This window comes from Pseudonocardia sp. UM4_GMWB1 (assembly GCF_017312155.1).
Lineage (GTDB): Bacteria > Actinomycetota > Actinomycetes > Mycobacteriales > Pseudonocardiaceae > Pseudonocardia > Pseudonocardia alni.
The window spans coordinates 1,079,702-1,104,978 of sequence record NZ_QJPN01000001.1 but is presented as its reverse complement, the minus strand read 5'-3'; the positions used below and the strand labels follow the sequence as shown (position 1 = coordinate 1,104,978).

Here is a 25,277-nt window from a genome sequence, read left to right as displayed (position 1 = left end):
CTCAGGCCGGGGCGAGCCCGTCGCGCCAGTCCGGGTCGCCGGCCAGGACCGTGACCCCGACGGCCTCCTGGGCCAGGCGCGCCCCGGCCGCGAAGAGGTCGCGGACGGGGCCGCGCAGTCCGGCGTCGAGCCACTCGACGTCGCTGTGGTCCACCGTCCGCGCCGAGGCCGGGCGCCCGTGCCGTAGCAGCGCCCGGTACAGCCCGGTCGCGGGCCGCACCGGCGGCAGGCCGTGCGCCTCGGCGAGATCGGAGGCGGCACGCGGGATCCGCAGCCCGGCGGCGTCGAGGTCGCCGAAGTAACGGACCGTCGCGGGCGGGTCGTCGCGCAGGGCGAGCACCGACGCGGTGAACGCGTTCCCCGCGCCCCAGGCGAGGCCACCGACCGGGCCGGGCTCGGGCGCCAGGGCACGGCGCAGCGAGTCCAGGGTGTCGGCGTTCTCGACGACGAGCAGCACCGGCCCGCCGCCGGGCAGGCGCTCGCGGTGCAGCGGCGGGACGACCCGGCGGGCCCGCAGGACCTCCGGCGTCAGCCCGCCGGGCAGCGGGCCGTCGAAGGCCTTCTCGTCGCCGGTGATCTCCAGCGCGCGCTCGCGCAGCGGGACCTCCACCGCGCGGGACGCGTGGGCGAACAGCCAGTCGTTGACCTGCAGCAGCACCCGCGACGGCCGCCGGAGATCCGCGGCCCCGGACAGCGCGTGATGCCACGGTCCCCGGTCCACGGCCGGGGCGGCGTCCGTGCGCGGCCGGACCAGCCGTACCGAGTTCGGCAGCGGCGGCACCCCGTCGTCGGTCCGGCCGGTCGGCTCCAGCACGCCCGCGGCGGCCAGCTCGGCCAGTACCCCGGCGAGGTTCCGCCGGGCGTCGACGCTGCCGACCATCGTGGGGTCCGCCTGCAGGAACGCCGCGCGCACCGCCGAGCGCGGGATCCGGGTCCGCCCGGAGGCCGCCAGCAGCTCCGCGAGCCGCTCCGCGACCGGCCCGGGCGGGGTCATCCGGCCGACCCCGCGCCGTCGTCGCCGGTGCCGGCGGCCACCGCGGCCTCGGGGCGCCGGTAGACGCGGGCGGCGGTGATCCGGCCGCCGGGGGCGTCGGCGTCGGGCACCGACCGGGTGACCCGCTCGTCGACGGACAGGTACTTGCGTCCGGCGCGCAGGTCGGCGTCGTTGCGCAGCCGCACGAGCAGCGGGAACGACGACAGCGCGCCGGCGTCGAACAGCCCGGTCGTGTAGACCAGCTGCACGCCGAGGGCCTGTGCGACGCCGAACTGCAGCTCCAGCAGGTACCCCGCCGACGCCCGCCCGATCGGGTTGTCGAGGAACAGCACGCCCGCGTGCGCCCGCCTGCCCTGCCCGCGCTGGTGCGCCCGCAGCGCCGCCATCGTGCAGTACAGGACGATCGCCGCGGTCAGCTGCTGCCCGCCGGAGAACACGTCCTTGATCGCGGAAACGCGCAGCCGCTCGGTGCGCAGCACGGCGTCGGGCTTGAGCATCTCGACCCGGACACCCTTCGGCATCGCGGCCCGGACCCCGCGCAGCAGCATGGACATGCCGTCGCGCCGGTCCTTCGCCTTCCCGCCCGCCATGCCGGTGGCGGTGCGGTCGACGACGGCGCCGAGCTCGTGGCGCAGCGCCGCGTCGGGCAGCTCCTCGAACCGGATCCGCAGGAACTGCTGGCCCGACCAGTCGCCGAGGCCCTCGGGCAGCTGGGACAGCCGCTGCGCGAGGCGCACCGTCCGCAGCGCCTCGCCGACCATCCCGGACAGCCGGGTGACGATCCCGGAGCGGTGCCGCTCGATGTTGCCGAGGTCGTCGTCGAGGGAGCGCAGCCGCGGGCGCAGCGCGGCGATCCACTCCGCGGCGAGGCCGGGCATCTCCGACCGGTCGACACCGCCGATGTGGCGGTGCACCGGGGAGCTCAGGGTCGCGAACCGCGGGTCCTGGGCGAAGCGGGCGACGGCGTCGACGCCCTCGCGGACCTTCTTCTCGGCGCGTGTCCGCTCCCCCGCCGCGTCGCGGACGGCGTTCTGGTGGCGCTTGAGCGCAGCCTGGGCGGCCTCGACGTCGCCGTCGAACGGCACCCCGGACGGCTCGGGCGTCTCGTCCAGCGAGGACACGACCAGCCCGAACCCGCGGGCGAGGTCGGTGGCGGTGCGGTGGGCGTCCTCGGCGTCGGTCCGGGCCCGACGACGGCGTTCCAGGTCCTTGCCCGCCGCGTCCAGGTCGGCCGTGGCGCGGGCGACCAGCTCGCGGCCGTGCTCGGCGTCGCGGGGCGGGTCGTAGGGGTCGATCGGCCGCTCGCCGCCGGTGAACCGCTCCAGTTCGCGGCGGGCGACGGCCAGCTCGGTCGCGGCGTCGGCGCGGCGGCTCTCGGCCTCGTCGTAGGCGGTCCGGGCCTGCTCGGCGGCGACGCGGCGGCTGGCGGCGTCGGCGCCGTCGGGGGTGTGCAGGAACGCCGTCGCGGCCTCGACGACGGTGCGCGGCAGCCCGTCGACGGCGACCCGCCGCTCCCGCGCATCGGCCTCGGCCCGCTCCAGCGCACCCTGCAGGTCGGTGTCGACGGAGGCCGAGGCGTAGGCGTCGCGGGCCCGCTGGAACTCCTCGCGCAGCTCGGCCAGCGACCCCTCGGGGGTCCCCTCCGGCTCCCCGTCCTGCCCGCCGACCTCGTCGGTGGAGACCGGGAGCGCCGCGGCCTCGTCGCGCAGGATCATGCCGATGCCGCGCTGCCGGTCGCGCGTCTGCTGCGCGTCGGCGGCCTCGCGACCGGCGCGGTCGGCGGTGGTCCCGGCGGCGTCGGCCTCCTGGCGGGCCCGCGCGGCGTCGGCCTCCCCGGTGCGCATCCGCTCCTCGTGCGTCGCCCGGCGGGCGAGCTCGGTGCGCAGCGCGGCGAGCGCGTCCGCCCGGCGACGGGTGTCCCCGGCGGTGCGCTCCAGGCCGGGCCGGTCGACGGTGAGCCGGTCGGCGCGCTCGTCGACGTCCTCGACCTCGGCGCGGGTCGCCTCGTACTCGGCGACCGCCGCGGCCCGTGCGGCCTCGGCGGCCTCGGCGGCCTCGGTGAGGTCGGCGAGGGTGGGACGACGGTCGCGCAGCGCGGCGAACCGGTCCCGCAGCCTGCGGTCGTCGTCGAGGACGGTCTCCAGCTCGGCGAGCCGGGCGGCGCGCTCGGTGGTCTCGGCGACGAGCCGGACCCGGACCTGCTCGGCGGCCTCCTCGTCGTGCAGGGCCGGGTTGGGCGGCACCACGAAGTCGATCCCGGGCGCCGCATCGGCGTCGGCGCGCAGCGCGGCGGTGGTGCCGACCGCGACCAGGCAGGCCGGCAGCAGCCGCGCCGCGTCCAGCTCGGCGCGGGCCCGCTCGGCGTCGCGCGCGTCGTTGAGCAGCACCCCGCCCGCCAGGTGCGGTAGCCGCGCCAGCACGGTCTCCCGGTCGGGGGCGGGCAGCTTCGCCAGGTAGCGACGGCCGGACCAGGCGGTGATCCCGGCGGCCTCCAGCGCCGCGAGGACGTCCTCGATCTCCGTCGGGTCGGGCAGCAGGCCGCCGTCGCCGAGCGCGGCGAGCGCGCGTTCGTCGCGGCGCTGGTCGCCGTGCAGGGTCGTCCGCTCCCGCTCGGCGCCGCGGATCGCGGTGGTCAGGGTGTCGACGACGAGGCCCGCGTCGGTGTCCGGGCGGATCTCGTCGAGTCCGAGCAGCTCTGCGGGCCGGACCTCCCCGGCGAGCGCGACGGCGTCGGTCTCCGCGGCGGAGCGCGCGGCCTCGGCGGTCGCGGCGTCGGCGCGGGCGGCGGCCGCCGCGTCCTGGGCGGCGGTGCGGCGGGCCTCGGCGGCCCGTCGCTCCTCGCGGATCGTGGCGGCCGCGGTGTCGGCGTCGGCGAGCGCGGTGGCGCACCGCTCCGCCTCGGTCCGGGCGGCGGCCGCGGAGTCCTCGACGTCGGCGGCGGTCGAGCCCGCCTTCAGGTGCCCGGCGGAGACGGCGGCGGCGACCCGGGTGTCGAGGTCGTCGAGGGCCTCGCGGGCGGTGGCGGCGGCGCTCTCGGCGCGGGCGGCGTCGGCGGTGCGGGTGACCTGCTCGCGACGGGCGGCCGCCGCGCGCTCCTCGGCGTCGGCGCGGTGCTCCTCCGCCGCGTCGGCGGCGGCGTCGGCCTCCGCGGCGACCCGGGCCAGCGCGACCGCGAGCGCGCGGGCGGCGTCCTGCCGCGCGGCGAGCGCGGGCTGGGCCCTCTGCTCCTCCTCCTCGACGCGGGCGCGCAGCCGCGCGGCCTCGGCGGCGGCGACGCGGTGCGCCAGGACCGGTTCGACGGCGTCGCGGGCCATCGAGACGGCCGACGCGGCGTCGCGCTCGCGGGTCGCCTCGGCCGCGGTCCGCTCGGCGGCCTCGACGGCGAGCCCCGCGGTGAGTCTGCGCAGTTCACCGACGGTGTCCTGCAGCCGCTCCGCCGTCCGGGCCGCGGACTGCTCGGCCTCGACCGCGCCGGTGGCCTCCTCGGCGGCGGTCACCGAGCGGGCCTCCTCGGCGATCCGGCGGGCCGCGATCCGCGACGCGGTCGCCGCCAGCTCGGTCCGCGCGGCCGTCTCGGTGTCGCGGGCGGCGATCGCGGTGGCCTCGGCGTCGACCATCGGCTCGAGCCGGGACAGCGTGCCGTCGACGAACTCCCGCTCGGTCTCCAGCTCCTCGCGCTGGGCGAGCCGGTCGGCGTAGCCGGCGACGAGCTCGGCGACGTTCTGCGGCTCCGCCGGGTCGAGCACCGCGCGCAGCAGGAAGTCGACGAACGCCTCGTCGGAGGAGAACGAGAACGCCTCGGCGGCCTCGCCCTCGCCGGCGTTCATCGCGCGCTGGTAGCGGAACAGCTCCGGGTCCAGGCCGACCTCGACGAGGTGGCGGGTCCAGTCCCGGTGCCCGGTCTCCCAGGCGAGCTCGGCGTCGGGGTGCTCGCGGTGCGCGGTCTGCAGGCGCTCCCGGAAGGCGGCCAGGGTGACCCGGCGCCCGTCGTGGGTGAACGGCAGGTCGTCGAGGCCCATCCCCGGGACCGGCCGGAAGGAGAACCAGGCGTCGGCCAGCTTCTCCGGGTCGCTGGAGGCGACGTGCCCGCGCCACTCCGACACCTTCCCGGTGACCAGCAGCCGCCCGGTACCGACGTGCATCCACTCGCAGACGACGTGCGCCACGTCCTCGGCCAGCACGAAGTTCTCCAGCACCGTGGTGCTGGTGGTCCCGACGACCTGGCGCCGCCCGGGCAGCAGGACCGAGAAGATCAGCTTGAGCAGGACGGACTTGCCGCCGCCGTTCTCCAGGAACAGCACCGACGCCGGCGACGGCCGACGCGGCGTCGAGCGGTCGAGCGCGTCCGGGGCGAACAGGTCCTCCTGGACGGCGACCTTCACCGGGGCCCCGACGCCCCGCAGGTCGAGTGCGACGTCCTGGTAGCGCGCGGCGGTCGGACCGACGGAGAACAGGCGGACCCGGGTCAGCTCATACATCGCGGTCCTCCGTGCGGTGGTCGGTCGGCGGGGTGTCCGACGGGCCGGCCGGATCCGCACGCTCCGTACCCGTATCGGCAGGGTGTCGGTCCCCGGCCGTGTCGCCACCCCCGGCGCCGTCCTGTGCGAACTCGCTTACCGGGTCAGCGGGTTCCCCCGACACAGCCCCGCCGACGGGATCGACAACGCCCATCGGGTCACCGGCCACGCCGTCACCCCCGACACCGCTCTGCACGAACTCGCTTACCGGGTAAGCGAGTTCCACGGACACGGTGTCCGAGCCGACTGAACCGACCGAGCCGACCGAGCCGTCGGTCCCGGCACCGTTCGCCCCGTTCACCGGGTGAACGATGTCCGAGGAGGTCTCCCCCACAGGCTGCCTCGCCGCGGGTGCCGGATCGAGTGCCGACGACGGCCCGGCCGTCTCCCCCGACCCCGGCGGATCGTCGAGGTCGGGCGCGCTTCCCGTCCCGGCCGCGCCCTGAGCACCGGACCCGGGCGCGTCGAACACGCCGTCGTGCTCGGTCACCAGGGTCCCGGCGGCGGTCGCGGCGGGCAGGACGTTCAGGGCCAGCAGCTCGTCGAAGGCCCGCTGGGCCGCGAGCTCGCGCACCTGCACCTGGTAGCGCGGCGTCGTCCGGTAGGCGCCCTCCGCGCCGACCGGGACGAGGAAGCCCTGGTCGGCGAGGAACCGCAGCGCCTTGCCGACGATTCCGCGGGTGGTGGACTCCCCGACGCGGCCGTCCTTGGTCGCGGTGGCCTCCGGGCGACGCTGCCAGACCCGCCAGACCTCCTCGAGCTGCGGGGCGTCGGACTCGGGGTCGGCGGGACCCGCGGCACGCTCGTTCAGCACCCGGCAGGCCTCGCGGACGGCGCCGTCGACGAGCTCCACCGAGACCCGGCCGACGTAGGAGTCGTCGCCGAGGTCGTCGGGGCGGGGGAAGGCCAGCGCGGCGACGGCGAGGTGCGCGATCCCGTGCAGGACCTTGTCGGCGCCCCGGTTGGCCAGGGCGGTGCGGCGGGCGTACTCGTCCATCCGGATCTCGAACACCGAGCCCTCGGTCGCGGCGAGCACGATGCCCGGGCCGGTGTCGACGGCCAGCACCACCAGGCCCAGACCGGACGCGACGCGCTGCACGGTCGTGCGGAACTCGTCGTCCTCGCGGTAGCGCCGGACCAGGTCGGCGTAGTCGGGGTCGCGGCCGGGCAGCGCCTTGGGGCGCATGCCGTAGCCGACCAGGCGGGCCGCGGTCTCGGTGTCACTCATGTCTGCGCCGTCCGTCGGTTCGTCTGTCCGCCCTGCACCCCGGCCCGCGCCAGCAGCAGGTCCGCGCCGCCGAACTCGGGGTCGTCGAGGACCGTCCCGTCGTCGACCGCGACCAGCACCGACGGGTCGCCCTGGGTCCGTGCCGTGGCCACCGCCGTCCCGACGGCGTGCATCGCCCGCAACGCGACCAGCTGCGGCAGGTCCGCCCCGGCCGCGCGGGCCGCCGCGAGCGCCGCGGACAGCCGCACCGGGTGCTCGACGTCGGCGGGCAGCACCGCGTCGGCGGCCGCCCACGTGTCCACCCCGAACCGCTCGCGCGGCTGCGGCGCCAGCTCCGGCTCGGGCACCTCGGCGCCGAACGGGTCACGGTCGCTCGGGGGTGTCAGCAACGTCTCGACCAGCCCGCCCAGGCTCGGCACCGACGGGTTCCGCACCCCGGCCCCGGCACCGAAGTAGCCGGTCACCGGGTCGTGCGCCGCCTCGACGGTCAGCGCCAGCGACGGCCGCAGCAGCTGCCCGAACACGTCGACGGCGGCCCGCTTCGGCTTCCCGGAGAACTGCTGGCGGTCCTGCTCGGCGCGGAACGACGCGCCCGCCTCCTGCAACCGTGCCTGCAGCTGGGTGTGTCGCTGGATGCAGTCGTCGACGACGGTCACCAGCTCCGCGGCCTGCCTGCGGCGCCCGGGCTCGGTGGCCTCGTCACGGGCGTCGGCGATGTTCGCCTTGATCATCGTCTCGGCGCGGTAGCGGGACTCGATATGGGTCAGTGCCTCGTCGAGCAGCTGCGGGACGGCGTCGAGCCAGTCCACCGAGCGGACGTCGCGCCGGGTCGCCTCCAGCTTGCGCCGCAACGACTCCGCGTACTGCACGGTCCGGTAGCGGGCCTGCTCGGCCGCCAGCCGGGCGTCGCCGAGACGACCGCGGACGATCAGCGTCTCCAGCTTCGTCTCGGCCGCCTCCTGGGCCGACTCGACGTCGGTGTCCAACGCCCCGACCAGCACGTTGATCGCCTCGTCCGAGGCGCGCAGGTAGATCCCGCCGTCCGGGGCGGCCACCTCGACGAGCAGCTTGAAGTCGAATCGGCGACGCACGTAGCGCCCGTCGTCGTCGGTCGTGCCGTACTCCACGGCGAACCCGCGGTCGATCGACCCCACGTTGATCAGGTTGTCGATCACCCACTGCGCGACGCGGACGTACTCCGACCGCGGCGCCCCCGGCACCTGCGCGCCCACGAACGGCAGCAGCCGCCGGACGACCTCCGCGTGGTCGGCACCGTGGTCGAAGTCCATGGCCAGGGTGACCTGGTCGATCGCCTGCAGGCCGATCTCGGCCATCTGGTAGCCGGTCGCGTCCCAGTCGAGCCGCCCCTTGCGGGCGTCGAGATCGTGCAGCGGCGCCGTGCAGGCCAGGGCCTTCAGCCGGCGCGCCACTCCCTCGTCCGGGCTGATGGTCGACACCCCGACGACTGTAGTTCGGCCGCTCCGGGCCCTAACGCCGCCTTAGGGCTCACGCAGCGCGACCTTGGGGCGGGCGGCGGCACAGTTCCCACCAGCATCCGGGTCGCACCGACCCGGACCAGCCGGAACCTCTCGGAGGAAGATCACCGTGCGTACCCCCCTCACCGTCGCCGCCGTCGCCGCCACCGGTCTCCTGCTCGTCGGCGGGGGCACCGCCCTCGCACTCGGCGCGGGCGGCGCCCCGGACGAGCTCACCGTCGTCCCGACCGGCGCCGCGATCGCACGCACCGCCGACCTGCTGCCCCCGGAGCTGCCCCGCACCGCCGCGCCCGCGGCCCCCGCCCCCGCCCCGCCGGCGGTCGACCGCGCCGCCGCCGAGCGCGCCGCCCTCGCCGCCGCGGGCGGCGGGCGGGTCACCGAGGTCGAGTTCGACCGGGCCGACAGCGACGACGACCGGCACGACGACGACCGCGACGACGACCGCAGCGACGGCCGGGACCACTGGGAGGTCGAGGTCGTGAACGGCACCACCGAGCACGATCTCGACATCGACGCCACCACCGGCCAGGTCCTCGACCACGACGTCGACCGGCACGACGGCGACGACGACCGGCACGACCGCGACGACGACTGAGCCGGCCCGGGACCGGAGGTCGGCGGGGCCCGGGTCACGGGGCCCCGCCGATCGGGCGGTCAGCCCCGGCCCGCGGACCCGTCGGCCGCGGCCAGCACCGTCGCCCGCAGCAGCTCCCGCTCCCCGGCCGGGGCGACGGCGTCGAGCAGCTGGTCGAGGGTGTGGCAGAGCGTGTAGTAGCCGCTGAGGAACGAGACGGTCCACCCGTCGTCGAACGCGCGCACGTCCACGCCCCGCACCACGTCGTTCACCGCCCGGGCCGCGGCCCGCCGCCGGGGCAGCCCCACCAGACGCACCGCGTCCGGGTCCGGCGCGGGCGGCGGGCGCGGGGCACGCGGGCGCCCCAGCCACGGGTTCGGCGCGCTCACGGGCCCACCAGGAGCGACGAGTACGACGGCCGGTCCGGCGCCGGTTCCGCCGCCAGCAGCGCGTGCGCCACCGCCCGCGCCGTCACCTCCGCCGCGGCCGCCTGCAGCGCGAACACCCCGGCGACGTCCGGTGCGGCCCGGGTGCCCGTGGCCAGCGCGAACGCGCAGTCGCCGTCGCGGATCGTGTGCACCGGCGAGATCGACCGGGCCAGGCCGTCGTGCGCCATCGTCGCCAGCCGGGTGCAGCCGACCTTGTCCAGGGCCGCGTCGGTGCCGACGACCACCAGCGTCGTCGCCGTCCCCAGCGGGTTCACGTGCCCTGCGTACAGCGCGGCGAGCCGCTCCGGCGGGGCGAGGGCCGGGGCCACCCCGGCGGCGAACTCGCCCGGCAGACCGTGCCGGGCGCCGTACACCTCACCGGTGGCCGGGTCCGCGGCCGCACCGGCGGAGTTGAGGACGACCAGGGCCGCGATCGTCGTCCCGGCGGCAGAGCCCTCGGTGAGCACCGCGGACGCCGACCCGATCCCGCCGCGCAGCCCGCCGGACACCGCGCCGGTGCCCGCCCCGACCGAACCCTGGACGACCGGGCCGGCGTGTGCGTCGTCGTAGGCGGCCGTGCCGGTCGCCGCGGTCGGGCGGACCCGGGGGTCACCGCCGCGACCGAGGTCGAACACCACGGCGGCCGGCACGATCGGCACGACGGCGCCCGGCACCGGGAACCCCTCGCCGTCGCGCTCCAGCCGGGCCATCACGCCGGACGCGGCGTCGAGACCGAAGGCGCTGCCCCCGGACAGGGTGACGGCGTGCACGCGCTGGACCGTCGCGACCGGGTCGAGCAGGTCGGTCTCCCGGGTGCCGGGCGCGGCGCCGCGCACGTCCACGCCGGCGACCGCGCCGCCCGGCGGGGTCAGCACGACCGTCGTCCCGCTGCGGGCACCCGGCCCGTTCACCGCCGCGTGCCCGACCCGCAGGCCCTCGATGTCGGTCAGCCCGTTCCGCTCGCCCGCTCGCACCGCTCCATCCTGCCCCGCAACGCCACGGGCCGGCACCGCGGAACGCGGTACCGGCCCGGAGGGACGTGCGGGGGACTCAGCCCTTCGCGCCGCGCAGACGCCGGATCAGCACGACCAGCAGCACGAGCGCGCCCACGCCGCCCAGCACCGGCCCGAGGCGCTTGAGCACCGGGGCACCCGCCGAGTCGAGCAGGTCGATGGCCTCGACCGGGCTGCTCTGCGGCTGGTAGGTCCGCTTCACCGGGGCGGGCGCGGCCTGCTCACCCGGGCCCGGCGGGACGGCCGGGATCGGGCTGGTCTGGTCGGCCGCGTGCTTCGGGCCCGCGCCGTTGGAGGTCGCCGCACCGGGGCCGGTCAGCTTGTCCGCGACGCAGCTCGAGAACTGCCCGATGATCTTGTCGGCGACGTCGGAGATGACGCCGCGGCCGAACTGCGCCGGACGACCGGTGACGGTCATGTCGGTGACCATCGTGACCGAGGTCTTGTCCGCACCGTCGGCGACCATCGTGCCGGTCACGACGGCCTTGGCGGTGCCGTTGCCGCGGGCGTCGCGGCCGGACGCGTCGATGACCACCTTGTGGTTCGCGTCGTCACGCTCGATGTAGGTGCCCTTGCCCTTGTACGTGAGCGAGATCGGGCCGAGCTTGACCTTGACGGTGCCCTGGAACGAGTCGCCCTCGTACTCGGTCAGGGTCGCCCCGGGGAAGCACGGAGCGATGAGCTCCGGGTCGTTGAGGGCCTTCCACGCGTCCTCGATCGGCGCCGCGATCGTGAACTTGTTCTCCAGTTGCATCTTCTCTGCCCAGCCTCCTCGAACGAACGCCGGCGCCGGTCCCGGGGGTTCCGGGGCCGGCGCCGGCGTCGGTGTGTTCCTCGGGTACGTCAGCCGGCCGCGGCCAGCACCGCACGACCGGTGAGAACCTTCGCCAGGTGCTCACGGTAGTCGGCGGCGGCGTCCGCGTCACTCGGAGCGGACGTGCCCTCGAGCGCGTGCTCGGCGGCCGCCTTCGCGACGTCCGGACCCGCGGCCTTGCCCACCAGGGCCGCCTCGACACCGGTCGCCCGGATCGGCACGTTGCCCATGTTGGTCAGGCCGACGCGGGCCTCGGTGATGGTCCCGCCGTCCACCTTCAGCGCCACGGCGACGGCCACCATCGACCACGCCTGGGCGACCCGGTTGAACTTCTCGTAGTGGCTCTTCCAGCCGGACCGCTTCGGGAACCGGATCATGGTGAGGATCTCGCCCTCGCCGATCGCGGTCGTGAAGTAGTCCTGGAAGAAGTCCGCCGCGGTCACCAGGCGGGTGCCACCGGCGCCCAGGATGACGAACTCGGCGTCCATCGCCAGGGCGGCCGCGCCCAGGTCACCGGCCGGGTCGGCGTGCGCGAGCGCGCCGCCCAGGGTGCCGCGGTGGCGGACCTGCGGGTCCGCGACGGTCTCGGTCGCCCGGGCGATCAGCTCCACGTGGGAGTTCACCAGGTCGTTGCGCATGACCTCGTGGTGGGTGGCCATCGCGCCGACCATGACGTACTGGTCGTCCTCGCCGATCCGCTTGAGCTCGGGGATGCCCCCGAGGTCGATGACGGTGCTCGGCGCGGCCATCCGCAGGCGCAGCACCGGCAGCAGGCTCTGCCCGCCCGCCAGGATCTTCGCGTCCTCACCGGCCGACTGCAGGGCCGACACGGCCTCCTCGACCGAGGAGGGCCGGACGTAGTCGAACTTCGCCGGGATCACTGGACCTCTCCCTTGGGGTTGTTCGGGTCGATGGAACCGAGGCCGGCACCGGGCGCGTGGGTGTCGCTCGGGGTCTCCTGCGGGTTCTTGCCCTTGGCGACCTGGAGCGCACGCCACACGCGCTGCGAGGTGGTCGGCATCTCGATCTCGTCGACGCCGAGGTGCCGCACCGCGTCCAGCACGCCGTTGAGGATCGCCGGGGTCGAGGCGATGGTGCCCGCCTCGCCGACGCCCTTGACGCCGAGCGGGTTGCTCGTCGCCGGGGTGGAGACCGTCTCGGTGGTGAAGCTCGGCAGGTCCGCCGCGGACGGGATCGTGTAGTCGACGAACGTGGCGTTGACCAGGGTGCCCTGGTCGTCGTAGTTCGCCTCCTCGAACAGGGCCTGCGCGATGCCCTGGGCGAGACCGCCGTGCACCTGGCCCTCGACGATCAGCGGGTTGATGACGTTGCCGATGTCGTCGACGCAGACGTACTTGCGCAGGTTCACCCGGCCGGTGTCGGTGTCGACCTCGATCGCGGCCAGGTGGGTGCCGTGCGGGTAGGAGAAGTTCTCCGGGTCGAAGACGGCGTCGGAGTCCAGCGAGGGCTCCATGCCCTCCGGGTAGTCGTGCGCCATGAACGCGGCGAACGCGATCTCCTGGATGGCCTTGCCCTTGTCGGTGCCCTTGACCGTGAACTGGCCGTTCGCGAACTCGATGTCGTCCTCGGAGGCCTCGAGCAGGTGCGCGGCGATCTTCGTCGCCTTCTCGATCACCTTGTCCGCGGCGTTGACGATGGCCACACCGCCGACGACCAGCGAGCGCGAGCCGTAGGTGTCGAGGCCCTTCGGCGCCACCTGGGTGTCGCCGTGCAGGATCTCGACGTCCTCGAACGCGACGCCCAGCTTGTCCGCGACGATCTGCGAGAACGCCGTCTCGTGGCCCTGGCCGTGGGCGGAGGCACCGGTGGTGACCTCGACCTTGCCGGTGGCCAGCATCCGGATGCTGGCGGCCTCCCAGCCGCCGGCGCCGTAGTCCAGCGAGCCGAGCACGCGGGACGGGGCGAGGCCGCACATCTCGGTGAAGGTCGAGATGCCGATGCCCAGCTGGACCGGGTCACCGGAGCGGCGGCGCTCCTCCTGCTCACGGCGCAGACCGGCGTAGTCGAACAGCTCCATCGCGCGCTGCGTGGCCTGCTCGTAGTTGCCGGTGTCGTAGGTCAGGCCCACGACGGTCGTGAAGGGGAACTCCTCGTGCTTGATCCAGTTCTGCTCGCGCAGCTCCATCGGGTCGCGGCCGAGCTCGACGGCCAGCTCGTCGAGCATGCGCTCGACGGCGAAGGTCGCCTCGGGGCGGCCGGCGCCGCGGTAGGCGTCGGTCAGCGTCTTGTTGGTGAAGACGTTGGAGCAGGTGAACTTCAGCGCGGGGATCTTGTAGATCGCGTTGAACATGAACGCGCCGAGGATCGGCACACCCGGCCCGACGAGGCCCAGGTAGGCGCCCATGTCGGCGTAGAGGTGGACGTCGAACCCGGTGATGGTGCCGTCCTTCTTGGCGGTCATCACGAGGTCCTGGATCTGGTCCCGGGCGTGGTGCGCGGTGAGCATGCACTCGCTGCGGGTCTCGGTCCACTTGACCGGCTTGCCCAGCTTCTGCGCGAGCAGCACGCAGAGCATCTCCTCGGGCAGGACGCCGATCTTGCCGCCGAAGCCGCCGCCCACGTCGGGGGCGATGACACGCAGCTTGGACTCCGGCACCCCGAGGGTCACCGTGGTCATGGTGCGCAGGATGTGCGGCACCTGGGTCGCGGCCCAGATGGTCAGCTGCTCACCGGTCGGGTCCACCACGCAGGAGCGGGGCTCCATGAACGCGGGGATCAGGCGCTGCTGGCGGAAGCGGCGGCGGACGACGACGGAGTCGCTGTCGGCCTCGGCGGCCTTGATGGCCTCGGCCACGTCGGCACCGGTGCCGGCGGCGGCGGAGTCGAACACCCAGGTCGCGGAGACGTTGGTGCCGAGGTCCGGGTGGACCAGCTCGGCACCGTCCTGCGCGGCGGCCTCCATGTCGAGGACCGGGTCGAGCGGCTCGTAGTCGACCTCGACGAGCTCGGCGGCGTCGCGCGCGGCGGCGGCCGACCGGGCGACGACGACGGCGACGCCCTCACCGGAGAAGTTGACGCGGCCGACGGCGAGCACCGGGCGCTGCGGGGCCTTCTGGTCCGGGGTGATCGGCCACGCGCAGGGCATGCCGACCTCCTCCGCACCGAGGTCGGCCGCGGTGTAGACGCCGAACACACCCGGGGCCTTCTCGGCCTCGGACTTGTCGATCGAGGTGATGGTCGCCCGCGCGATCGTCGACCGGACGACGGCGATGTGGACGGTTCCCGGAGGGGTGATGGAATCGGTGTAGCGGGACCGGCCGGTGATGAGGCGCTGGTCCTCCTTGCGGACCCGGGCCTTGCCGATCTCGCCGGTCGTGGTGGGTTCGGCGGTCGTCGTCACGTCAGTTACCTCCCGCAACCGGGGCGGCCTGGCCGGAGGGCTGAGCGGCTCCCGGCTTCATGTTCTTCGCCGCGGTCTGCACGGCGCGCACGATGTTCTGGTAGCCCGTGCAGCGGCAGAGGTTGCCCTCGATGCCCTCACGGACCTCCTGCTCGGACGGGTCGGGGTTGTCCCCGAGCAGGTCCACCGCAGCCATGATCATTCCCGGCGTGCAGTACCCGCACTGCAGGCCGTGGCACTCGCGGAAGGCCTCCTGCACCGGGTGCAGCTGACCGTCGCGGGCGAGACCCTCGATGGTGGTGACCTCGGCGCCGTCCGCCTGGACCGCGAGCACCGAGCAGGACTTCACGCTCTGCCCGTTGAGATGAACCGTGCAGGCACCACAGTTGCTGGTGTCGCAGCCGATCAGCGTCCCCGTCTTGCCCAGCGTCTCCCTCAGGTACTGCGCGAGCAACATGCGGGGCTCGACGTCGTCGGCGTAGTTCACGCCGTCGACGGTGACCCGGACCTCTGTCATGAACTCTCACTCCTCGTACGCGACCACGCACGCTCCGAAGCGCGGGGTCTGACCGGGGACTTCGTCCGAGGAACGCCGATCGCCGTCGCCTGTCTCGCGACCACGCCGGCGCGCCCGGAAAAGTTGCCGCACGTCTCGTGTGGCAGCGCCCACATCACACTCCCGATCTTCCTGGGGTGCAAGGAGCCGGGACCGGGGCGACCGGAGGTCGAGTGGCGTGGTGCCGACGTCACGGCGACAGCCTGTCGTGCGCAACCGCAGGCGCGGAGAAGGTGGGCGAGAGGCGCCCTCAGAATCGGATCCGTGACGCAACACGAATCACCCGTTCAGACCAGTCCTGACGGAGTGGTGCGACCCCGGAGGGCAGGGAAGCCTAACCTGCGTCAGCGTCGTGCGCCAGGACCGGTCGGCCGCAGCGGGGCGGAGGTCCGGTGCTCGACGGCCCCCCACCACAGACCGGCACCGTAGGCGAGGTCGTCGAGCCGGTGCGCGAGCAGGTGCAGCAGCGGCCCGGTCCGGACCCGCGGGTCACGGTCGCGGTGGCGCCACCAGTCGGTCAGCCCCTCCGCCAGCGCCGCCGCGACGACCGCGCGGCGGGCCCGGCGCGACACCAGGCAGGCGAGCGCGGCGACCGGCCAGAAGTGCCGGGTCAGCGCCGACGCCGTCTGCCACAGCGCCCCGGACAGGCCGAGCGCGGTGAGCAGGGCCGCCCCGCGCCGCGGATGGTCGAGCCGGGGCAGCTTCCGGGACAGCCGTTCGGTCGCGACCCCGGTGACGACGGCGGCGAGCGCCGTCGCCCCCCGCCGCTGGGCGAGCAGGAGCAGACAGACCGCCGCCGTCCAGGGGGAGAGGATCACCGGCGGCACCGCCCCGGGGTGCCTGCGCGCCAGCGGCGCCGCCCCGGTGCCGTAGAACGCCTTGCGCCGCAGCCACTCCCCCGGGTGGGTGCGGTGGTCGTGGGCGACCCGCGCGACGGGTTCGAAGCGCATCTCCCAGCCGGCCGCGTGCAGGCGCAGGACGAGGTCGACGTCCTCGGCGACGTGCATCCGCGGGTCGAACGCGACCGGCCCGACCGCCGACACCCGGACGAGCATCGCCGCGCTCGGCACGTAGGCGACACGGGACCGCGGCACGATCAGTGCCGGGTCGGGCCCCAGGTCCAGCGACGACCGCACCGCCTCGTAGCGCCCGACCGCCCCGCGCAGCCCGCCGCCCCGTTCCGGGTCCGGCGCCACGATCCGCGGTGCGACGAGACCGACCGCGGGGTCGGCGAGGTGGGCGAGCAGCGGGGGGAGCCAGCCGGGTTCGGGGACGACGTCGGAGTCGAGGAACACCACGAACGGGGTGGTCGCGGCGGCGAGGCCGGCGTTGCGGGCGGCCGCCGGGCCGCGCGGGGTGGCGTGCCGCAGGACCGTCCCCCCGGCCCGCTCGACGGCGCGGCGCAGCGGTGCCGGGTCGGTGGACCCGTCGTCGACGACGACCGGGCCGGCCACCCCGGTCCCGGCCAGCGCGGCGAGGAGCCGGTCCAGCGGCCGGTCCTTCACCGGGACGACGACGGTGACCTCGGCCCCGGTGATCCCGGCCGGGGCGTCGGGGACGGGGTGGGCGAGCCCGGCGTCGAGCAGGGTGCGGGCCAGGGACCGCTCGGTGGGGCCGGTGACGACCAGCGGCCGCCCGGGGGCGGGCAGCAGCGCGCGGGCCCGCGCGGACAGGTGCACCAGCCGGGGCGGGGCGCCGCCGAGCAGCGCCGCGCCGCCGTCGAGCCGCCGGGTGCGACGGTCGAGCACCACCCGGAAGCCGTCCGGGAGCCGCCGGTCCGCCGGGCCCGAGGGGGTCGTGGCGGAGGGACGGTCGGGGTCGGTCCGGGCGGCGGTCACCTCCGGGAGCCTTCCATCCCCGGCCGCCGCGGGTCGACACCCGCACCTGCCCGATCGGCGTGGTCCGCACGGGTCCCGCCGGGCAGACTCCGGGGCATGCCCGAGGTCCTCCCCCGCTACGGCTCGGCGACGCTGGCCGACGTCCTACCCGCCCTGCTGCACGCGATCGGCGCCCCGCTCGACGACCGGCCGCCCGCGTTCGGGCTCCCGCGGGCAGGGGCGGCGGTGCTGCTGCTCGTCGACGGGCTGGGCCACGAGTTGCTGCACGCGCACGCCGCCGACGCGCCGGTGCTGGCCGGGCTCGCCGACGCCGGACCGCTCACCGTCGGGTTCCCCTCGACCACCCCGATCAGCCTGACCTCGCTCGGCACCGGGCTGCCGCCGGGCGCGCACGGCACGCTCGGGCTGCGGTTCCGCGTCGACGGCGAGCTGCTCGACGCGCTGGGCTGGTCCTCGGGCCGCCGGGATCTGAGGGAGCGGCTCGTCCCGGAGCGGGTGCAGCCGGAGCCGACCGTGCTGGAGCGGGCCGCGGCGGCGGGCGTCGCGGTCCGGTCGGTGTCGCCGCTGGAGTTCCGGACGTCCGGGCTGACCCGGTCGGGGCTGCGCGGTGGCGAGTACCGCGGGGTGGCCGCGCTGGGCGACCTGGCCGTGGAGATCCTCGCCGGGGTGGAGGGCCCCGGTCCGCGGCTGGTCTACGGCTACCACGCCGACCTGGACAAGGTCGGCCACCTGTACGGCCCCGGGAGCCCGGCGTGGCGCTGGCAGCTGCGCCAGGTCGACGCGCTGCTCGCGATGCTGCTGGAGGCACTGCCCGCGGGGACCCTGCTGGCGGTCACCGGCGACCACGGCATGGTCACCGTCGACCGGACCGTCGACGCCGACACCACCCCGGCGCTGTCCGACGGCGTGGCGCTGCTCGGCGGGGACCCGCGCGCCCGGCACGTCTACGCCGAGCCCGGGGCGGCGGCCGACGCGCTGGCCGCCTGGCAGGCGGTGCTCGGAGACGACGCCGCCGTCGTCAGCCGGGAGGAGGCGGTGGCCCGGGGCTGGTTCGGGCCGGTCACCGACCGGGTGCTCGACCGGGTCGGCGACGTCGTCGCCGCGCTGCACGGGACGGCGGCGGTGGTCCGGAGCGAGGCGGAGCCGTTCCTGTCCACGCTGCCCGGCCAGCACGGCTCGTTCACCACGGCCGAGCAGCTCGTGCCCCTGCTGGTGCACCCCGCGGCGTGACCCCGCGCTACCCCGGCGGCGGGCGGAGGCGTCCGGTGCCGGGGTCGGGGTCCCACGCGGTGACCGCCGCGGACGCCGTCGCCGTGATCGCCGCGAGCAGCCGCAGCCCCTCCCCGGCCGACGCGCCGGCCGGGTCACCGAGCACGCCGTTCGGGCTGACCGCGGCGATCCCCCCGGCCCGCAGCTCCCCGATGACCTCGCGCAGCGGCCGGGTGTCGCCCGCCTCGGCGCGGTCGGTGCGGACCAGGCCGGGATGCAGGTGGGCGAGCAGCGAGGTCTCGTAGCGCCCGGCGTGCGCGTCCAGCGGCACCCCGGGGACGTCGGCGACGCAGGACAGCCAGCCGGCGTCGCGGCCCTCGTGGCGCAGCAGGGTCACCGCCGAGCGGAGCGCTGCGACGTTGCCGCCGTGCCCGTTGAGCAGCACCAGCCGCGAGGCCCACCGGCACGCCGAGCGGCCGTACTCGACGAGGACGGTGCGCAGCGCGTCCTCCCCGATCGACACGGTGCCGGGGAAGCCCTCGTGCTCACCGGCGGCGCCGTAGGGCAGTGCGGGGGCGAGGACGAGCCCCGGGTCGGCGTCGTGCAGCGCCGACGCGACCGCCGACGCCACGGCGGTGTCGGTGCCCAGCGGCAGGTGCGGGCCGTGCTGCTCGGTGGAGCCGACCGGCACGAGCAGCGTGTACGCCGCGGCCGGGTCGAGGTCGGGCCAGATCAGATCCGCGAGGCGCACGGTCCCAGCCTGCCCCGTCGGGTCCCGGTCCGGCGCAGCGCGGTCACCGCGAGGACGACGGCGCCGGTCGGAGGACGCTCATCTCGAGGGCGAGGGCGAGGACGAGCAGGGGCCGCGCGAGGACGGCCGGCCCGGCCCACTCACGGGCTCCGGCGCGGCGGGCCCGGGATCTCGCTGGTCACCCGACGACCGTAGGAACTCGACCCGGCTCCAGGTCGACGAGGCGGCCCTCACGGATCGCGGCGTCGAACCGGCGCGGGGTCAGCGCGTCGCCGATCCGGTGCACCGGCCACGGCCCGCCGGCCAGCGCGGACCACAGGCCGGTGGCGGGGACGGTGGCCGTCGCCGCGACGACGGCGCCGACGTCGCGCCGCTCGGTGCGGCCGGTCGGGTGGTGCAGCAGCTCCACGGTGCAGTCGGGCTCGGCGCAGCTCTGCTCACCACGGCTCTGCTCACCCCTGCGCAGCACCCCCAGCACGGCGAGGTCGGTGCGGCAGCGGATCCCGGCGGCGTGCGCGCGGCGGCGGAACCCCTCGCGGTCCAGGGTGAGCCCGAGGTCCTGCCCGACGACCAGCGCGGGGGTGACGACCTCGACGGCGTGCCCGCGGGCGGCGAGCAGCTCGGCGACCGAGGTGGCCTGGTGGAACCCGAGCTCGTCGACGACGAGCACCGGGCCCGGAGGCAGGCGCACCCCGGCCAGCACGTCGTCGACGGGGACGGTCAGCCGCTCCGGGTCCCACGACGGGACGGCGGGCACCGACCCGGTGGCGACGACGACCGCCGCGGGGTCCAGCTCCTCGACGAACCCGCGGTCGACGGTCGTGCCGTACCGGATCTCGGCCCCGGCCGCGTGCGCCTCGCGCAGCAGGTCGGCGACGACGTGGCCGAGCTCGGCCCGCCCGGGCGCGGTCGCCGCGAGGGCGAGCCGTCCGCCGGGGGTGCCGGCGCGTTCGGCGAGCAGCACCCGGTGCCCGCGCCCGGCAAGCGCGGCGGCCGCGGCGAGCCCGGCCGGCCCGGCCCCGACGACGAGCACCCGGCCCGCGCCGGGACCGGCGGCCCGGGTGGGCGGGACGAGCCGTTCGCGCCCGGCGGCCGGGTCGACCGCGCAGCCCAGCGACAGGTTCAGCCCGACCCGGCCGATGCAGTCCTGGTTGCACCCGACGCACCGGCGTACCGGGCGTCCGGTGAGGGCGTTGTTCGCGAAGCCGGGGTCGGCGATCTGCCCGCGGGCGACGCCGACGAGGTCGCACTCCCCGCGGTCCAGCGCCGCGGCGGCCTCGGCGGGCGTGGTGAACCGGCCGACCCCGATCACCGGGAGGTCCGCCCCGGCGGCACGGACGGCGCGGCGCAGGGTCGCGGCGAGGTGCCCGGCGTAGCCCGGCGGGGTGTGCATGGACGGCTCGATCAGGTGCAGCGTCGAGGTGGCGACGCCGATCGAGGTGTTCAGGTGGTCCACCTGACCGGTCGCGGCGAGACGGCGGGCGAGGTCGGCGCCGTCGGCGGGGGTGATGCCGCCCTCGATGCGCTCGTCGACGCCGATCCGCAGGCCCAGCACCGGGTCCGGGCCGATCGCCGCGCGGACGGCGGCGACGACGTCGAGCACCAGCTTCGCCCGGTCTCGCCCCCAGGCGTCGGTGCGACGGTTGGTGGCCGGGGACAGGAACAGCCGCAGCAGCGAGGCGTGCGAGCACTGCAGCTCGACGCCGTCGAACCCACCCTCGACGCAGCGTGCGGCGACGTCGGCGAAGGCGTCGACGATCGCGCCGATCCCGGCCGCGTCGAGCTCGGCGGGGACCTCGCGGAACATCGGGTCGGGCACCGGCGAGGGCCCGACGACGGCCGTGCGCGAGTACATACCCGACCCCTGCGCGCCGTTGTGGTTGAGCTGGGCGAGCACGAGGGCGCCGTGGGCGTGCACCGCGTCGGTGAGGGCGCGGTAGCCGGGCAGCACGGCCGGGTCGTGGCCACGGATCAGCCGCTCGTAGGGCCGGTCGCCGGGGCGGACGGCGTGCTCCTCGGTGATCACCAGTGCGGCGCCGCCCGCGGCACGGGCCGCGTAGTAGGCGGTGTGCCGGTCGGTCGGCATGCCGTCCTCGGCGAAGCCGGTGAGGTGGGCGGTGAAGACGATCCGGTTGCGCAACGTGGCGCGGCCGAGGCGCAGGGGGTCGCCGAGCCGGGGCCGCGGGAGCTCCGCCCCCTCGGACACGGGCGCGGGGAGCGCGGGCCCCGGGGACGCGGCGGCCGTGGGCGGCGACGCGGCCCCACCGGCCCCACCGGCCCCACCGGCCCCACCGGCCCCGACCGTGTCACGTGCCCCGGATCCGGGCAGGACCACCGGACCGGATCCGGGATCCAGTCCGGTCACGGTGCGGGCCGTGCCCCCCGCCGTCGCGTCGGCGTCCGCGAGGGCGAACGCGGCCCGCCGCCCCTCCCGCACCGCCTCGGCGAGCGTCCGCGGCGCGACCCGGTCCCCCGCGAGGTGACAGCCGGGCAGCGCCGGGAGCGTGTCCTGCGGCAGCCGCGGTCCACAGTCGACGACGGCCGCGCACGGCACCGTCGTCACCGCAGCGGTGTGGACGTCCACCAGCTCCGCGACACCGCCGCGCACCGCTCCCGGCCGGGTGAACAACGCCCGCCGGACACCGGCCCGTTCCAGCCGCGCGTTCGCCGCGGCCATGTCTCCGCAGCGGCCGAGCTGGTGTCCGGCGACGGCGTCCGGGGTGGACAGCACCACCCGGTACCCGGCGCCGGCGAGCAGCTCCGCGACCCCCGGCCCGGTCCAGTCCCCGAGGGGGTCGGCGACGAGCACCGGCGCGTTCCGCGGAACGCGCGCGGCGGCGAGCACCGCGACGACTGCGTTACGGTGCCCGCCATGGAGGTCGTCGTCGTCCTGTTCTGGCTGGTGATCGCGTTCGCGTTCTTCCACGTCCTCCACCACGTGGTGCGTCGCGCGGTCCGCGCCGGGATCGCCGACGCCCTCGGCCGCACCGACACCGCGCCCGGCGGCGGCCGGGACGACGACACGGGCTGACCGCGCCACCTCCGCGCAGAGTTCCGCCGCGGTGAGCACCGGGACGTCCGCGTCGACCACCGGCGGCGACGGCCGGGACCCGGTCGCGAGCACCACCGCCTCCCCCCGTGCCCGGGCGGCGCCGAGCACCGCGGGGTCCACCTCCGACCCCAACCGCACGTCGACGCCGAGCCGGTCGAGCTCCGCGGCCCACCACGGGACCGGCAGCGCGAGCCGGTCCCGGCCGGGCAGCACCGCGGCCGCGGGCAGCAGGCCGCCGAGCCGGTCGGTGCGCTCGTGCAGCGTCACCGGGTGCCCGCGCAGCGCCAGCGTCCGGGCCGCCTCCAGCCCCGCGGGCCCGCCGCCGACGACGAGCACCGGCCGTCGCGCCCCTGCGCCGCGTTCCGCGGAACGCAGCGCTCGTTCCGCATCCAGGCGTCCGGGGCCCGCCGCAGCGTCCGGACCACGTTCCGCGGAACGCGGCGGAACCGGCTCCGGCTCCGGCTCCGCGTCCGGGTCCGGGTCCGGGTCCGGGTCCGGGTCCGGGTCGGTCCGTTCGTGCCCCGACCGCGGTTCCAGCTCGTCCCCGACCACGGGGTTGCGCGGGTCGCGGGCCGCGGCGAGGGCGTTCGTCAGCAGGCACGGCCGGATGCGCTCCGGCGTCCCGGCCCGGGTCAGCGCGACGAGCCGCGGGTCCGCGACCTGCGCTCTCGTCATCTCGACGATATCCGCGTCGCCGCTGCTCAGGGCGTCGTCGGCGAGGGCCGGGGTGACGACGCTGCCGGCCAGGACGACCGTCGTCGCGCCGCCGAGGGCACGCCGCAGCTCGCCGCACCGGGCCCGCAGGAACGCCTCGGGCGTGTGCAGGTCCGGCCGGGTCGCGGCAATCGACAGCGCGCTCCCGACGACGGGCACGAGCAGGTCCACCCGGTCGGCGACGGCCCGGGCGAGGGCGAGGCCGTCGCCGGGGGTGATGCCGGCCCAGGGGGCGAGCTCGTCGACGCACAGGCGCAGCGCCAGCAGGGGATCCGGCCCGATCGCCGCCCGCACGGCGTCGAGGACCTCGCGCAGCAGCAGGGTGCGGTCGCGGCCGTAGGCGTCGTCGCGGTGGTTGGTCAGACCGGAGCAGAACTGGCGCAGCACCGAGTGCTGCCCGGCGGAGATCTCCACACCGTCCACACCGCTGTCCACAGCCGCGCGGGCGGCGTCGGCGAAGCCGCGGACCACGGCGCCGATCTCCGCTGACCCCATCGCGACCGGGACCTCGCGGGACACGACGTCCGGGACCGGCGACGGCGCCCACAGCGGGTGCCCGGAGTGCGCGGAGCTGCCCTGCCCACCGGCGTGCGCGAGCCCGGCCAGCACGAGCGTCCCGTGCGGCCGGCACGCCGCGACGACCGCCGCCCACCCGGCCGCGGCGGGCACCCGCGCGCCGTCCCGGTCGCCGAGATGCAGCTCAGCGGGCCCGGAAGATCCACGACTCCCGCTGAGCTGCATCTCGACGCGCCCCGACGCCGCTGCCGGGCCGGACGACGCGGCAGGACCGGGCGACACGGCAGGGACGGGCGACGCGGCGGGGAACGCGGCGGGGGCGTAGGCGTAGGGGTGGTCCGAGGCGTGCACCGACGCCGGCTCGACCACGACGATCCCCGCACCCCCGGCGGCCCGCGCCGCGTAGTAGGCGACGTGGTCAGCCGTGATCCCGCGTGCGGCGTCGCCGAGGTTGGTCTCGTGCGGCCCGAACAGCACACGCGACGGGGCCCGCCGACCACGCAGGTCGACGGGCCCCGTCAGCAACAGGTCCGTGGTCAGCTCCCGGCGACCGGCTGTGCCACGGGCACGGCGTCCGGTGCGAACCCGGCGAGCGGGTTCTCGTCGCAGGCCCGGTCCGGCCGGCGCGGCGGCGGGGTGAGCGAGAGCATCGTCGGCTGCTTCGGCGCACGGGTGTTGCGCGGCGCGGAGCGCGAGTGGTCGACGTCGGACTTCGGGATGACCGTCCCGCCGTCGCGCGCGGCCAGCATCGCCTCGCCGTAGCCCTGCACGCACTCCGGGTCCGGGCCGTCGAGCGGCAGGCCGGTGAAGAACTTCGCGGCCATGCACCCGCCCTGGCAGGTGTCGTAGTGCGGGCACGACGCGCACGCCCCGCCGGTCTGCGGCTGGCGCAGCTCGGTGAAAAGCTCGGAGTGCTCCCACACCTCCTTGAAGCCGCCCTCGTCGCGGACGTTGCCGGCCAGGAAGTTCTCGTGGATGGCGAACGGGCAGGCGTAGACGTCACCCACCGGGTCGATCAGGCAGACCACGCGGCCCGCGCCGCACAGGTTCAGCCCGGGCAGGGCCTCGCCGTAGGCGGACAGGTGGAAGAACGAGTCACCGGTCAGGACCTGGTCGCCGTGCGCGACCAGCCAGTCGTAGAGCTGCTTCTGCTGGGCCTGGGTCGGGTGCAGCTCGTCCCAGACGTCGGCACCGCGGCCGGACGGGCGCAGCCGGGTGATGCGCAGCTGGGCGCCGTACTTGTCGGCGATGGCCTTGAACTCGTCGAGCTGGTCGACGTTCTCCCGGGTCATCACGACCGAGATCTTGGGATGCTTGAACCCGGCCTCGGCGAGGTTCTCCAGCGCGGTGATCGCGGTGTCGAACGAGCCCGGGCCACGGACGTAGTCGTTGACCTCGGCCGTCGCGCCGTCCATCGAGATCTGGATGTCGACGTAGTCGGTCGCGGCGAGCTGCGCGGCCCGCTGCTTGTCGAGCTTGACGCCGTTGGTGGAGAACTTGACGCCGACGTCGTGGGCGATGGCGTAGTCCAGCAGCTCCCAGAAGTCCGGGCGCACGGTCGGCTCGCCACCGCCGATGTTGATGTAGAAGACCTGCATGCGCTGCAGCTCGTCGATGACGGCCTTGGCCTCGGCGGTGCTCAGCTCGCGCGGGTCACGCCGCCCGGAGCTGGACAGGCAGTGCACGCACGCGAGGTTGCACGCGTAGGTGAGCTCCCAGGTCAGGCAGATGGGCGAGTTCAGGCCGTACTGGAAGTGGTCGACCAGCTTCACGGGCACCTCACTGTGGTGGTCGGCGGGGCGGGCGGGACTAGCGGGCGACGATCGTGCGGGACTTCAGCAGTCCGGCGAGGGCACGCAGGTAGGCGTCGTGCTGGGGCTCCTCGACGCCGGCGGCACGGACCGCCGAGCGGGCGTCCGGCTGGTTCTCCAGGTCGCGCACGACCGAGACCAGCTGGGGCGTCTTGAGGAAGGAGAGCTTGCGGGTCACGAAGTCGTACACCAGGGCGCCGAAGGGCTCCGGACGCAGCGAGACGCTCTCGCTGAGCCGGTACGGCGCCGCGGGGTCGAAAGCCCCCGCGGCGCCGTCCGGAACCGTGGTGTCGAGGGGCTTAGTAGACACCGCACATGCCGTCGATGGAGACCTCCTCGACGAGGGTCTCCTCGGTCAGGGCGTCCTCGTTCTGGTGCTCGCTCATGCGCAACCTCCGCTGGATC

17 protein-coding genes and 1 pseudogene are annotated in these 25,277 nt (G+C 75.9%); 2 read left to right on the top strand and 16 right to left on the bottom strand.

The features are described 5' to 3' along the window. Window position 1: 1 nt before the first annotated feature. The 4 genes and pseudogenes from DMP15_RS05395 to DMP15_RS05380 form a co-directional block, all read right to left on the bottom strand. On the bottom strand, window positions 2-994 hold the full coding sequence (locus tag DMP15_RS05395; RefSeq protein ID WP_179761745.1) for a DUF2399 domain-containing protein: 993 nt from the start codon (window positions 992-994) through the stop codon (window positions 2-4). Beyond that, the gene (locus DMP15_RS05390; protein WP_337825513.1) at window positions 991-5,472 is read right to left on the bottom strand and encodes a hypothetical protein; all 4,482 of its coding nucleotides are present in this window, start codon (window positions 5,470-5,472) and stop codon (window positions 991-993) included. The genes DMP15_RS05395 and DMP15_RS05390 overlap by 4 nt, the downstream gene beginning before the upstream one ends. Before the next feature lie 529 nt (window positions 5,473-6,001). Next, window positions 6,002-6,739 (bottom strand): annotated as a pseudogene (locus DMP15_RS05385) (hypothetical protein); the annotation flags it as partial. After that, the gene (locus tag DMP15_RS05380) at window positions 6,736-8,196 is read right to left on the bottom strand and encodes a hypothetical protein (RefSeq protein ID WP_073576609.1); all 1,461 of its coding nucleotides are present in this window, start codon (window positions 8,194-8,196) and stop codon (window positions 6,736-6,738) included. The pseudogene DMP15_RS05385 and the gene DMP15_RS05380, both read right to left, overlap by 4 nt. Window positions 8,197-8,344: 148 nt before the next feature. Here DMP15_RS05380 and DMP15_RS05375 point away from each other — a divergent pair, with 148 nt between their 5' ends. Next, window positions 8,345-8,830, top strand: a complete 486-nt coding sequence (locus tag DMP15_RS05375; protein ID WP_337825512.1) for a PepSY domain-containing protein — start codon at window positions 8,345-8,347, stop codon at window positions 8,828-8,830. A 59-nt stretch (window positions 8,831-8,889) separates the two neighbouring features. Here DMP15_RS05375 and DMP15_RS05370 read toward each other — a convergent pair whose 3' ends face one another. The 7 genes from DMP15_RS05370 to mftF all read right to left on the bottom strand — a co-directional run bounded on the left by DMP15_RS05370 (window position 8,890) and on the right by mftF (window position 16,819). Beyond that, complete coding sequence (locus DMP15_RS05370; protein ID WP_179761743.1) at window positions 8,890-9,198, bottom strand: hypothetical protein; 309 nt, start codon at window positions 9,196-9,198, stop codon at window positions 8,890-8,892. Next, window positions 9,195-10,211, bottom strand: a complete 1,017-nt coding sequence (locus tag DMP15_RS05365) for a P1 family peptidase (protein WP_337825511.1) — start codon at window positions 10,209-10,211, stop codon at window positions 9,195-9,197. Before DMP15_RS05365 ends, DMP15_RS05370 begins: the two co-directional genes overlap by 4 nt. Before the next feature lie 76 nt (window positions 10,212-10,287). Continuing rightward, window positions 10,288-11,004 (bottom strand): SRPBCC family protein, encoded by a 717-nt coding sequence (locus DMP15_RS05360; RefSeq protein ID WP_073576613.1) that lies wholly within the window; start codon window positions 11,002-11,004, stop codon window positions 10,288-10,290. 89 nt (window positions 11,005-11,093) lie between these two features. Further along, complete coding sequence (locus tag DMP15_RS05355) at window positions 11,094-11,945, bottom strand: FAD binding domain-containing protein (RefSeq protein ID WP_073576614.1); 852 nt, start codon at window positions 11,943-11,945, stop codon at window positions 11,094-11,096. Continuing rightward, window positions 11,942-14,425, bottom strand: a complete 2,484-nt coding sequence (locus DMP15_RS05350) for a xanthine dehydrogenase family protein molybdopterin-binding subunit (protein ID WP_179761739.1) — start codon at window positions 14,423-14,425, stop codon at window positions 11,942-11,944. Before DMP15_RS05350 ends, DMP15_RS05355 begins: the two co-directional genes overlap by 4 nt. A 1-nt stretch (window position 14,426) precedes the next feature. After that, window positions 14,427-14,942 carry a (2Fe-2S)-binding protein gene (locus tag DMP15_RS05345; RefSeq protein WP_100878813.1) on the bottom strand — a complete coding sequence of 172 codons (516 nt, stop codon included), beginning with the start codon at window positions 14,940-14,942 and terminating at the stop codon, window positions 14,427-14,429. Window positions 14,943-15,325: 383 nt separating this feature from the next. Then, on the bottom strand, window positions 15,326-16,819 hold the full coding sequence (mftF, locus tag DMP15_RS05340; RefSeq protein ID WP_139282891.1) for a mycofactocin biosynthesis glycosyltransferase MftF: 1,494 nt from the start codon (window positions 16,817-16,819) through the stop codon (window positions 15,326-15,328). 96 nt (window positions 16,820-16,915) lie between these two features. On the opposite strand from mftF, the gene DMP15_RS05335 reads away from it, so the two are divergent. After that, entirely contained in the window at window positions 16,916-18,049 is a 1,134-nt protein-coding gene (locus DMP15_RS05335; RefSeq protein ID WP_179761737.1) for an alkaline phosphatase family protein, read from the top strand. Window positions 18,050-18,056: 7 nt separating this feature from the next. On the opposite strand, the gene mftE is transcribed toward DMP15_RS05335, so the two are convergent. From mftE to mftA, 5 genes are all read right to left on the bottom strand, one after another. After that, window positions 18,057-18,779 (bottom strand): mycofactocin biosynthesis peptidyl-dipeptidase MftE, encoded by a 723-nt coding sequence (gene mftE, locus DMP15_RS05330; RefSeq protein WP_337825510.1) that lies wholly within the window; start codon window positions 18,777-18,779, stop codon window positions 18,057-18,059. A 178-nt stretch (window positions 18,780-18,957) separates the two neighbouring features. Then, a complete protein-coding gene (locus tag DMP15_RS05325; RefSeq protein WP_443217690.1) occupies window positions 18,958-23,589 on the bottom strand; it encodes an oxidoreductase in 4,632 nt (1,543 codons plus the stop codon). Window positions 23,590-23,597: 8 nt separating this feature from the next. After that, the gene (gene mftC / locus DMP15_RS05320) at window positions 23,598-24,833 is read right to left on the bottom strand and encodes a mycofactocin radical SAM maturase (RefSeq protein ID WP_100878817.1); all 1,236 of its coding nucleotides are present in this window, start codon (window positions 24,831-24,833) and stop codon (window positions 23,598-23,600) included. 37 nt (window positions 24,834-24,870) lie between these two features. Beyond that, window positions 24,871-25,182, bottom strand: a complete 312-nt coding sequence (gene mftB, locus DMP15_RS05315) for a mycofactocin biosynthesis chaperone MftB (RefSeq protein WP_062398180.1) — start codon at window positions 25,180-25,182, stop codon at window positions 24,871-24,873. Then, window positions 25,172-25,258, bottom strand: coding sequence for a mycofactocin precursor MftA (mftA, locus tag DMP15_RS05310; RefSeq protein WP_060710386.1), 87 nt, complete (start codon window positions 25,256-25,258; stop codon window positions 25,172-25,174). Before mftA ends, mftB begins: the two co-directional genes overlap by 11 nt. Between the last annotated feature and the right edge of the window lie 19 nt (window positions 25,259-25,277).

Bases quoted from the DNA above. Each gene is read 5' to 3' on its own strand.
- DMP15_RS05395 (WP_179761745.1), bottom strand. From the start codon at position 994: ATGACCCCGCCCGGGCCGGTCGCGGAGCGGCTCGCGGAGCTGCTGGCG.
- DMP15_RS05390 (WP_337825513.1), bottom strand. From the start codon at position 5,472: ATGTATGAGCTGACCCGGGTCCGCCTGTTCTCCGTCGGTCCGACCGCC.
- DMP15_RS05360 (WP_073576613.1), bottom strand. From the start codon at position 11,004: ATGCAACTGGAGAACAAGTTCACGATCGCGGCGCCGATCGAGGACGCG.
- DMP15_RS05345 (WP_100878813.1), bottom strand. From the start codon at position 14,942: ATGACAGAGGTCCGGGTCACCGTCGACGGCGTGAACTACGCCGACGAC.
- DMP15_RS05335 (WP_179761737.1), top strand. From the start codon at position 16,916: ATGCCCGAGGTCCTCCCCCGCTACGGCTCGGCGACGCTGGCCGACGTC.
- mftA (WP_060710386.1), bottom strand. From the start codon at position 25,258: ATGAGCGAGCACCAGAACGAGGACGCCCTGACCGAGGAGACCCTCGTC.